Origin of the sequence: Carboxylicivirga taeanensis (assembly GCF_051851475.1) — a bacterium.
GTDB lineage: Bacteria > Bacteroidota > Bacteroidia > Bacteroidales > Marinilabiliaceae > Carboxylicivirga > Carboxylicivirga taeanensis.
Map to the genome: position 1 here is coordinate 25763 of NZ_JBPUSJ010000019.1, position 11389 is coordinate 37151.

The 11389-nt window shown below is 42.4% G+C and carries 6 protein-coding genes; all 6 read left to right on the plus strand.

Features of this window, described 5'->3' with window-relative positions; translation table 11 throughout:
- Positions 1-4 precede the first annotated feature (4 nt).
- On the plus strand, positions 5-1486 hold the full coding sequence (locus ACSX1H_RS17895; protein WP_439185616.1) for a RagB/SusD family nutrient uptake outer membrane protein: 1482 nt from the start codon (positions 5-7) through the stop codon (positions 1484-1486).
- Between the two features lie 16 nt (positions 1487-1502).
- Complete coding sequence (locus tag ACSX1H_RS17900; protein WP_439185617.1) at positions 1503-2411, plus strand: T9SS type A sorting domain-containing protein; 909 nt, start codon at positions 1503-1505, stop codon at positions 2409-2411.
- 87 nt (positions 2412-2498) lie between these two features.
- The gene (locus ACSX1H_RS17905; protein ID WP_439185618.1) at positions 2499-4901 is read left to right on the plus strand and encodes a glucoamylase family protein; all 2403 of its coding nucleotides are present in this window, start codon (positions 2499-2501) and stop codon (positions 4899-4901) included.
- A gap of 3 nt (positions 4902-4904) precedes the next feature.
- Positions 4905-7193 carry a glycoside hydrolase family 3 N-terminal domain-containing protein gene (locus ACSX1H_RS17910; RefSeq protein ID WP_439185619.1) on the plus strand — a complete coding sequence of 763 codons (2289 nt, stop codon included), beginning with the start codon at positions 4905-4907 and terminating at the stop codon, positions 7191-7193.
- Between the two features lie 117 nt (positions 7194-7310).
- Positions 7311-8678: a glucoamylase family protein gene (locus ACSX1H_RS17915; RefSeq protein ID WP_439185620.1), complete on the plus strand. Its 1368-nt coding sequence runs from the start codon at positions 7311-7313 to the stop codon at positions 8676-8678.
- Positions 8679-8818: 140 nt separating this feature from the next.
- Positions 8819-10810 (plus strand): glycoside hydrolase family 97 protein, encoded by a 1992-nt coding sequence (locus ACSX1H_RS17920; RefSeq protein WP_439185621.1) that lies wholly within the window; start codon positions 8819-8821, stop codon positions 10808-10810.
- The last annotated feature ends 579 nt before the right edge of the window (positions 10811-11389 follow it).

Below are 11389 nucleotides of genomic sequence, written 5' to 3' on the forward strand. Positions count from 1 at the left end.
AGTCATGAAAAATATAGGTCATATATTAGCGATATTAATTGTTGTAGCGGGAATGAGTGCCTGTAATGAGGAGTGGCTCGAAACAGTTCCACCGGCTTCTGTTACACCTCCAACTTTCTGGGCCAGTGAGTCATCAGCTACCATGGCTGTGAATGCCATGTACAACACCATTAACAGCTGGGATCATATCAGCTTCGGGAGCTTTGGTATTAAAAATATCTATTCCGATGATGCTGATAAAGGAAGTATTCCGGGTGATGGTGTGCCAATGCCCGAGTTTGATGAGTTAAACGTTTTAACAAGTAACATTCATGTGAACGCCTGGTGGAATAGTAATTTCCAGGGTGTGAACCGGGCTAACCAGGTGCTGGAAAATGTACCGAAGATGAGCGCTTTAGATGAAGATGTGCGTAAGGAGCTATTAGGGCAGGCACATTTCTTCAGAGCCTATTTCTTTTTTAACCTGGTAAGAGCATTTGGTGATGTGCCTAAGGTCGACCGTTTGTTAACACCTGATGAGTTTAACTTGCCTCGTAGTCCCAAGGCCGAAATCTACAAGGATATTATCATACCAGACTTGACGAAAGCTGTTGAATATCTGCCCGAGAAATCGGAATATCCATTGGCGCAGATGGGCCGTATTACCAAAGGAGCGGCACGTGGCATGCTGGCAAAAGCCTGTTTGTTTATTCAGGATAACGAAAACGCTTTAAAGTATGCCCAGGAAGTAATTGAGTCAAACGAGTACTCTTTAATGGCAGATTATGCGACCAACTTCAGGTCGTTGGGTGAGAACAGTGTAGAGTCGCTATTTGAGGTGCAGTGTTCCAATTTTTTCAATGGTAACGATGGACACACCATTACACAATTGCCACGTGATGCCGGTTCTGGCCGTAGCTGGGGATGGGGTTTTAACGTGCCATCAGAGTCGTTGTTGAATGAGTATGAAGAGGGGGATCCGCGAAAAGCAGCTACGGTTATCACTCGCGGACAAACCTTATATGATGGTGTTGTTGTGGGCACACAGGCTAAAAACCCTTACTACAACTATAAGTCGTACCAGCCTTATGAAGAGAATGACTGGAATGGCAGTAAAAATATAATTATTCTGCGATACGCTGATGTGCTTTTGATAGCGGCTGAAGCAGCTAATGAGACAGGAAAAACTGGATTAGCACAAAACTACCTGGAACAGGTGCGTCTGCGTGCCAGAAATGGTAATACAGCGATTCTGCCCGAGGTGACGTCTTCTGATAAGCAAACACTGAGACATGCTATCTGGCACGAGCGACGAGTGGAGCTGGCCATGGAGAGCCATCGCACATTTGATTTAATGCGTATGGATGATGTTGAGCCAGGATATGCAGCTAAAGCCTATCAAAATGATGGTAAAACCAATTGGTCCGACTACAAAAAGCTGATGCCGGTTCCTGCCATACAAATAGACCTCAGCAAGGGTGTATTGACCCAAAATCCAGGTTATTAAATAGAAATCTAAACCAATGAAAAAAATCTTTATAATTATCATATGTCTGGTTACCACTATCACATACGGTCAGGAGCAAGTGTTTTTTACCGAAGGAACAGATAATACATTTTACGATCAGGGCATTGTGGATGTCGTTAATTTAGGTGATGTAGTATTCGACCATGTGGCACCACCTTGCTGTCCGGATTATAATGACAAAATTCCATGTGCAACAATTGCACACACGGGAGAAACGTCACTGAAATTTCATTATATACCATCTGTCGGAAGTTCGACTGGTCGCTGGAAAGCAAGTGTGTATAGAAACGACTGGGCCGATATAGATGTGACAGCCAATAACTATTTGTCTTTCTATTTGTACTCAACAACTGCTCTGTCTAAAGATTTGTTGCCAAAAATCGGACTAAGGGTTCGTCGTACCGATAATGATGCGGAGGAGGATACAGAGTTGTTTGATATTGCTGCCTATAACGAGGATGTGCCTGCAAATACATGGGTGAAGGTAGGATTGCCGCTAAGTGTTATTACGGATGGAGTGCCTGCTGCTACTTATAATTTTACCAAGGTAAGAGCTGTGGTGTTTCGTCAAAATAGCAATGATGCTGTTGAGCGCACTCTTTACATTGACGATATCAAAACAACGACAGAAGTAGCAAATGGTATTTTGAAAACTTTTGGTGCAGAAGTGCTTGTGTCACCAAATCCAGTGTATTCTATGGCTGAACTTTCACTCCCTTCCGAGTTGTTGGATGCAGATATGTTGGTAACCATTAGCAGTGCTACCGGGACGGAAGTTTATCGTAATCGAATTTCAGGCCAATCAAGGTTGCCAATAGATATGTCATCATTTCATAATGGCTTATATTTTATTCGGTTGAGCAATGGTAGAGAATCAGTTGTAAAAAAGGTGATTAAGCGGTAAAGGCTGCTCATTGCAGTGAGACTAAAGAGCTTCTTAAAGCAAACCACCAGCCAGTGTGATGCCGGCTGGTGGTACAAACGAGATTTTATGAAACAGATTATAGTAGTTGTAGCAATACTGTTTGTTTATGTAAATGCTTTTTCGCAGGATATCTTCTTTTTCAGGGAAGGAACGGATAATACCTTCTACGATCAGGGGATTGTGGACATAAACAGTTTAGGCAACAGCACATTTGAACACACAGCACCCCCCTGTTGTCCTGCATACAATGATAAAGTGCCTTGCACAAAATCAGCTTACAACGGCAATACAGCACTCAAGTTTAATTATACATCTAATGTAGGGGGCGATTGGATTGTCAGTATTTTTAAGAATGACTGGGGTCTCTCCAATCTATCATCCTATTCTCACCTCAGCTTTTATATCTATTCGTCGGAGGGGCTGTCGCAGTCTGCCTTACCCGCTATCGGACTTAAAGCTTTGCGTAAAGATAATGGTACTGAAGATAATTCCATGACCTACTCTTTGGGTGATTATAATGAGGTGGTTCCTGCCGGTAAATGGACTTTGATTAGTATTCCGCTGGAAATCATCCTTAATGATGCAGCTAATAGTCATTTGGATTTTTCTCAAACAAAGGCGGTGGTGTTTAAACAAACAGAAACGAACGGAGCGTCCCGTACCTTGTTTATTGATGACATAGCAGCAAGCATTCAGGTGGCTAACGTGGAACCGGTGCAAAACTTAAGTGCTGTTGGATATGATAGTCATGTTGAGCTAAATTGGACAAAACCATCAGCCGATCTGGCATATCGTATTGAGGCATCCTTTGATGGTGGTACCAATTACGAATACAGAGGAACCACTAGTGAGGCTTTTTATTTAGATTTTGTTCGTAGCAAAGGAACAAATCTGTCCGTTAAGTACCGGGTGTTTTCAACTTCAGGAATAAATGTGTCCGATGCAGTGGGAGCCGAGGCGACAACGCGTGACTTTACGGATGATGAACTGTTGGATATGGTTCAACGTTACACCTGGCGTTATTTCTGGGATTTTGCGCATCCTACCTATAAATTGACTCGCGAGCGCAGCAACGATGATAATCCTAACCGCATCACATCGGGAGGAACCGGAATGGGTCTCATGGCTATGATTATCGGGTATGAGCGGAACTATGCCCCTCAGAGTGAAATAAAGCAAGCTATCTTACAAATTCTCAATTTTCTTGATATCTGTCCGGTTTATCATGGTGCATTCTCGCATTGGTATAATGGAGCTACCGGGCAAACAATTCCGTTTTCGCCCAAAGATGATGGTGGTGATATTGTTGAAACCTCATTTGCGGCTGCTGGATTAATCGCGCTGAAAAATTATTTTACAGGCAATGATGTAGAATCACAGCAAATCAGGTTATTGGCAGATAAAATCTGGCGAAAGATTGATTGGAGCTGGTACCGCCGAGATAACCAAAATGTCCTTTACTGGCATTGGTCGCCAAACTATGGCTGGGACATGAATTTTGCCATCGGAGGTTTTAATGAAACCCTGGTGACATATATTATGGCTGCCTCTTCACCTACCTACGGTGTGCCGGCGGAGGTTTATCATCAGGGATTTGCTAGGAGTGGCGCCATTAAGAATCCACGCCAGTTTTATGGATACAACCTTAATATTGCACCTGATTATGGTGGTCCTATGTTCTGGATGCACTATGCACACCTTGGACTTGATCCGCACAGAATGAAAGACCAGTACGCCGATTACTGGACAGAGTGTGTTAATGTTGCCAAAATTCAACACAGCTACTCAGTGCAAAATCCCTTATCACATACCAATTACAGTGATAAATGTTGGGGAATTACAGCCAGTGATCAGGCAGATGGTTATTCAGAACGTCGTCCAATGGATAACGATAATGGTACCATTGCCCCGACGGCAGCTTTAGGCAGTTTCCCCTACACGCCTGTTGAGTCAATGAAAGCACTTAAGTATTTTTATAGAGAACGTGGTGCTGAACTATTTGGTCCTATGGGGTTTTATGATGCCTTTAATGATGAATTGAATTGGGTGGCAGGTTCTTATCTGGCCATCGATCAAGGGCCCATTCTGATCATGCTCGAGAATTATCGTACAGGCTTAATATGGAATGCGGTAATGCAGGATGCCGATGTCAAAAATGGCTTAACGAAACTTGGATTTGAGGATTCGGGTACCTCTATAGGTGATGGAACCATTGAGAGTACTGACGTGAAGATTATACAAAACGAACAGTCAGGGAATATAACCTTTCGCTTACCTGACAAGTTGAAAGAGCCTGCAACTGTAAGTATATATAACATGGATGGCAAGCAGGTATTACAAGTACAGGTAACCAGTGTTGATAAAAGTTCAGTATCAATTAGTATAGGCTCTTTGGAGTATGGTGTATACTTATTTGAAATTGTGAGTATGAATTTGAAGTATAGGGGTAAATTTTTTAACAGTAAATAGAAAATGAATAAGTTAAGTCTTTTGGGGGTGTTGTTCCTCCTTATTTGTGGATGTAGTAAAGAGGTCACTAAAAAAATATCGGTACACAATCAATGGAATGATCGGCCAGAAATGGACATTTTCATTGACTCGTTGATGACCGAAATGACACTTGAAGAGAAAATCGGACAAACTGTACTATTTGCCAGTTGGTGGGATATTACTGGACCGGTTTCAGACAATGATTTTGTTGATGATGCCATACAAGGCAAGGTCGGGGCTGTGTTTAATGCGCTGACAGCTGATTTTATTTACCGGATGCAAAAGGAGGTTGTGGAGAAGTCAAGACTGGGAATTCCGTTACTATTCGGTTATGATGTGATTCACGGTTATCGTACAACCTTTCCCACACCATTTGCCATGTCAGCCTCATGGGATTTAGATCAGATAGAAAAAAGTTGCAGGGTAGCAGCTGTTGAAGCTGCTGCTGATGGTCTTAACTGGACCTTTGCGCCAATGGTCGATATTGCGCGTGATCCACGCTGGGGACGTATTGCTGAGGGAGCAGGAGAGGATCCCTATCTTGGAAGTTTAATTGCGGCAGCACAGGTAAGAGGCTTCCAGGGAACGGACTTATCTGACGAAGCAACAGTACTGGCTTGTGCCAAGCACTTTGCAGCGTATGGTGCCGCACAGGCAGGTAGAGATTACCATACCGTAGATATTTCAGAGCGTGTATTGCGCGATGTGTATCTGCCACCTTTCAAAGCTGCTTGCGATGCGGGTGTGGCAACTTATATGACAGCTTTCAATGAGTTGGATGGAACGCCTTGTTCAGCGCACGAGCACCTGCTCAATGATATTTTAAAAGAACAGTGGGGCTTTGATGGTTTTGTGGTGACCGATTATACCTCTATTAAAGAAATGGTTAACCATGGCAGTGTGGCCGATGAGAAAGAAGCTGGTGAGGCTTCAATGAATGCAGGGGTAGATATGGACATGCAAAGTGGTATTTTCATGAACCATTTGAAGCAATCGGTGGAAGAAGGCAAAGTAAAAGAAGCCACTGTTAACGAAGCATGCCGTCGTATACTTGAAATGAAGTATCGCCTGGGCTTGTTCGAAGATCCTTATCGTTATTGCCGTCCGGATGAAGACAAGCAGAGTAAAATTAAAAGCCCCGAACACTTTGCTCTGGCGCATGAAATGGCCAGAAAGAGTATTGTGTTGTTGAAGAACGAAGACCAATTACTGCCTCTAAACAAAGAGCAGCTTAACTCTATCGCCTTAATTGGTCCAATGACTGATGAGCAGAAGCAACAATTGGGCGCGTGGCACACAACCGGTCAGCCGGAAACAGTGACCACTATTCTGACTGCTTTTAAGGAAAAGCTGGGGAGTAAAACTAAGATCTATACCGCTAAGGGTTGTGACTGGGAAGGGGATGACCGTTCAGGTTTTGCTGAAGCCCTTGCTGCAGCTAAAAAGGCCGAGGTAGTTGTTATGTGTATGGGCGAACGTGAAAATATGGGAGGTGAAGCAGCCAGCCGTGTGCATATTGATATTCCGCTGATTCAGAAAGAACTGATAAAAGAAGTATATAAAACAGGCAAGCCAATTGTGCTGTTGTTGCACAACGGACGTCCGCTTACCATTACCTGGGAGAATGAGCATTTACCTGCCATCCTAGAATGCTGGCATCTGGGTAGTATGGCGGGACCTGCAATTGCCGATGTTGTTTTCGGTGATTACAATCCTTCAGGTAAGCTAACCGCTACCTTTCCGCAGCATTTAGGTCAGGTGCCTATTCATTACAATATGAAAAATACGGGTCGTCCTTATAATCCTAAAGATCATTTCACTACTCGTTACCAGGATTGCTCAAACGACCCATTGTACTGTTTCGGGTACGGATTAAGCTATTCATCTTTTGAGTATTCGGCTGTTACATTGGATACTAATACCTTAACGCCCGATGGGAAAATAACAGCGTCGGTGAAGGTGACCAATACGAGTAATGTGGACGGAGAAGAAGTTGTTCAGCTCTACATCCGTGACTTGGTGGGCAGTGTTACACGACCAGTTAAAGAACTCAAAGGTTTTCAGAAAGTAATGATTCCTGCTAATACAGCCGTTGACGTAAGCTTTGAAGTAAGTGTTGAAGATCTGGCTTTTTGGCGTAAAGACATGAGCTATGGTGCTGAAAAAGGTGAGTTTCTATTGTTTATTGGCACAAACAGTGATGTTGAGGAAAGTGTCAAATTTGAACTATGTACAGATGCTGACGTAGAACCCTATGGTATTCGAAAGTAAAAATAGCGCTGCATACTAATTTTGAAACCAGAGAGTGCTTTATCACTTTGCTAATAATTGTTCAGCACTCTCTGTTTTATTCATTGTAGAGATACATTTTAAGCAAAACAAAGTATTATGAATCCACATAAAAAGGTAAGTTTAAAACTATTTATCACTTTTCTTTTTGCAGCAGTAATATGTGTAGGCTGTTCCAAAGATAAAAAGGAGATTGAGTTTCCTGAATTGCCACCAGTTGATGATGAAGTTATTGAGAAGTTGCCAACCGATGAATTGCTGGAACTGGTGCAGAAGCAAACCTTCAAATACTTTTGGGAATTTGCAGAGACGAATAGTGGATGTGCCCGCGAGCGCTCCCAGGACGATGCCTATGAAGGTAATTCGCCACGTTTGATTGCGACCGGAGCTACTGGCTTTGGCATCTCATGCTTTCCGGCAGCTGTTACCAGGGGTTGGATAACACGTGAAGATGCCATTACCCGTATGAATAAAATATGCGCATTTCTGGAAAACTGCGAAAGTTACCATGGCGCATATGCACACTGGTATTATGGTGATAATGGTCGAATCAGACCTTTCTCATACCATGATGATGGCATTGATTTGGTTGAAACAGCTTTTCTGATGCAGGGGATGCTCATCAATAGGCAATTTTTTGATGGAGATAATCAGGAGGAAGTAGATTTAAGAGCTCGCATTACTGCACTTTGGGAAGCTGTGGAGTGGACTGCTTTCGACCCTGGTGATAATACCTTGAACTGGCATTGGTCGCCTAATCACGCTTTTCATATGGGAATGAAAGTGGGTGGTTGGAATGAGGCGTTAATCGTATATGTATTGGCTGCTGCCTCACCAACCTATGGCATAGATAAAAGCACTTATGAAAATGGCTGGTTTGCGCACGGTGGTAAGATGTATAATGGAAAAACTTTTTATGGTATACACCTACCATTATCAATTGATTATGGTGGTCCTATGTTTTGGTCGCATTATTCGTTTATTGGCCTCGACCCTCGTAATCTGAAGGATCAGTACGCCAATTACTGGGAGCAAGTGACGGCACATGCCCTGATCAATTATTCCTATTGCCGTGAGAATCCTAAAGGCTGGAAAGGCTATGGGGGCGATAGCTGGGGCTTAACATCAAGTGATAACCATCTAGGGTATGGTGGACATGAACCAGGAAATGATCTGGGAGTGATAGCACCTACGGCGGCCTTGGCATCCTTCCCCTATACACCGGAGCAATCATTAAAAGCCTTGGAGTATTTTTATTATCAGATGAATGCTAAACTATGGGGCGATTATGGTTTCTATGATGCATTTTCGGAGCACTATAACTGGTATTCTGATGGCTATATTGGCATTGATCAGGGGCCTATTGTTGCGATGATTGAAAATTACCGTACCCAACAGCTTTGGAAACTCTTTATGGCTGATCAGGAGGTGAAGGATGGACTCACTAAACTGGGATTTAGTTTCTGACAACAATCCCCTCCATTTACTTATTAAATACCCGGCAGTTATAATATGCCGGGGATGTTAGTTAAAACAACAAGCTTAGAAGTAACGAAAGCTCTGATTCATGCCTTCTGCTGATTAGAGCTTTTCGAATTTAAAATAATATGAGAACATTTTTTGTTATGTGTTTGGGGCTGGTGCTCATACTTGGAGCAGGCTCTTTCATTGGTAGTTGCAGCTATCAAACATCGGTCGAGTCCATCTCCTCACCCAATGGAAGTGTAAAGGTTCACTTTGATATTGACTCCGTTGGGAAGCCATTTTACAAAGTACAGTTTAACGGGCAATCAATCATTCAACGATCTGATTTAGGATTTCAACTGGGCGATGGGGAAAATCTGTTCAGTCATTTTAAAATGGTTGATTGTCAGGTGAATCACTTTGATGAGGTATGGGAAGCTTTTTGGGGACCAAGTCAATATGTACGTAATAATTACAATGAGGCAGTATATACACTAAAGAATAAGGCCGGGTTACTGAAGGTCGTTTTCAGGGTGTATGATAGTGGTTTGGGGTTTAGGTATGAAGTAGAAAGAGCTAATCAACAGCCAATAATTATCAAAGAAGAAAAGACAGCGTTTAAATTGCCGGCTGATAGCAAATGCTGGTGGATTCCGGTAGATGATGACAGTTATGAGAAGATATATCAGCAAACACTCGTTTCAGGTATTGACTCGGTGCAAACTCCTTTAACCTTAATAACTCCTGATAGCACTTACTTGTCGATTCATGAAGCAGCACTTGTGAATTTTCCATCCATGACTATAAGAAATTCTGGTAATGGTTATCTGCAAAGCAGATTGGTACCTGATACGATTGGTCATGTTTACAAAGGTGACAATACCTTGATAAGCCCATGGCGAACCATTCAATTGGGAAAACAGGCAGTTGATTTGATTAACTCTGATTTGATTGTGAATCTCAATGAAGAAGCTCAGGGGGATTTCTCATGGGTTAAGCCAATGAAGTACACAGGCATATGGTGGGAGATGCACCTGGGCTTAAAAACGTGGCATGGCGGTGATCGTCATGGTGCTACTACAGCCCATGCTAAAGAGATGATTGATTTTGCTGCGGCAAATGGCATCCAGGGCCTTCTCGTTGAGGGCTGGAACATTGGTTGGGACGAATGGAAAGACTTTGATTATTGCAGGTCGTACGATGATTATAACCTGGAAGAGGTGGTGTCATATGCCCGTCAGAATGGGGTTGAGATTGTGATGCATAATGAAACAGCGGGTTATGTAAACGAGTACGAGCAGCAAATACCTAAAGCTTTCGATTATTATCAGAAACTGGGGATTAAATACATCAAAACTGGCTATGTAGGTCCTGTAAAGAGCGGAGAACCACACCATGGTCAGCGGATGGTTAAACATTATCAATACGTACTGGAAGAGGCGGCAAAAAGGCAGATTTGTATTCTTGGACACGAGCATATAAAACCCACCGGGCTCAACAGGACCTGGCCAAATCTTTTGGCGGTAGAATCTGCCCGGGGACAGGAGTATAACGCTCCGTGGGCTCCAGAAAATAACCCGCCAGAGCATGTTGCAATTCTTCCATATACCCGTCTACTGGCTGGCCCAATGGATTACACGCCCGGACTTTTCAGACTAACATATGAAAAGCATGGGATCACCGATAAGCGTGCATATTCTACGTTAGCACAGCAGTTGGCTTTGTACGTTGTATGCCACAGTCCTGCACAAATGGCGTGTGATTTGCCGGAGAACTATGTTGGTCATCCTGCATTTGAGTTTATTAAAAATGTGCCGGTTAACTGGAGCCGTAGTCTGGCTTTGGATGGGGAGATAGGAGAGTACCTAGTAATGGTCCGTAAAGCTAGAAACTCAGATTGCTGGTACCTAGGTGCCATTACCAATCGTCAAAAGCGCACAGTTACTATTGATTGCTCATTCCTTAAGCCTGATATTGACTACAAATGTGTTATTTACAGAGATGCCAATACGACAGATTTCCTGAATAAGCCGCATGAGTTAATGATAGAAACAATGCTGGTTAACGCTCAATCAGATATTGAATTAAAGCTTGCTAATGGAGGAGGTGTCGCCATTGAGTTTAGAGTAGATTAATCAAATATTTGTCGGTTTAATAAATAGGCTAGAATTATCGCATTGAATTATGGTAACAAACACATAAGTTTTTTGCGATGATTTTAGTAAGCTAAGTGCTGTAAAAATGACGATAAAGAGAGTTGTTATTTTTTTCTTCACCTAGATAGGAGTTAAATTCCCAAAAGTGAGGTAGAATTTACTACCCTTAGATAAAATGTCTTTGGGTAGTAAGTTTCTAGTTATGTCTTGTCAATGCTTTGCCGTATTTTGTATGTTCGATATAACAGCGCAGAATAGGATAAAATATTAGAAGAGCGTTATTCGGGAAAGGGTTATTACTTGAATTTGGTATAATAGCATTACGCAAAGAATCCGATAGTTAAATAAAAATGCAAAAGGCTTAATGATAATTTAGGCTGTTGAACGAAGGTTTAGAATATCTCAAGATCTGGCCCTAATGAGATTCACTAATTACTTCACATCCCCAACTTACCTTTAATCGCCATCATATCTTCTGATATTTTATTTTCCAATACTCTCGCATAAATCTGAGTGATTTTTAAAGATTTATGACCAAGAACTTTTGAGACTGTTTCA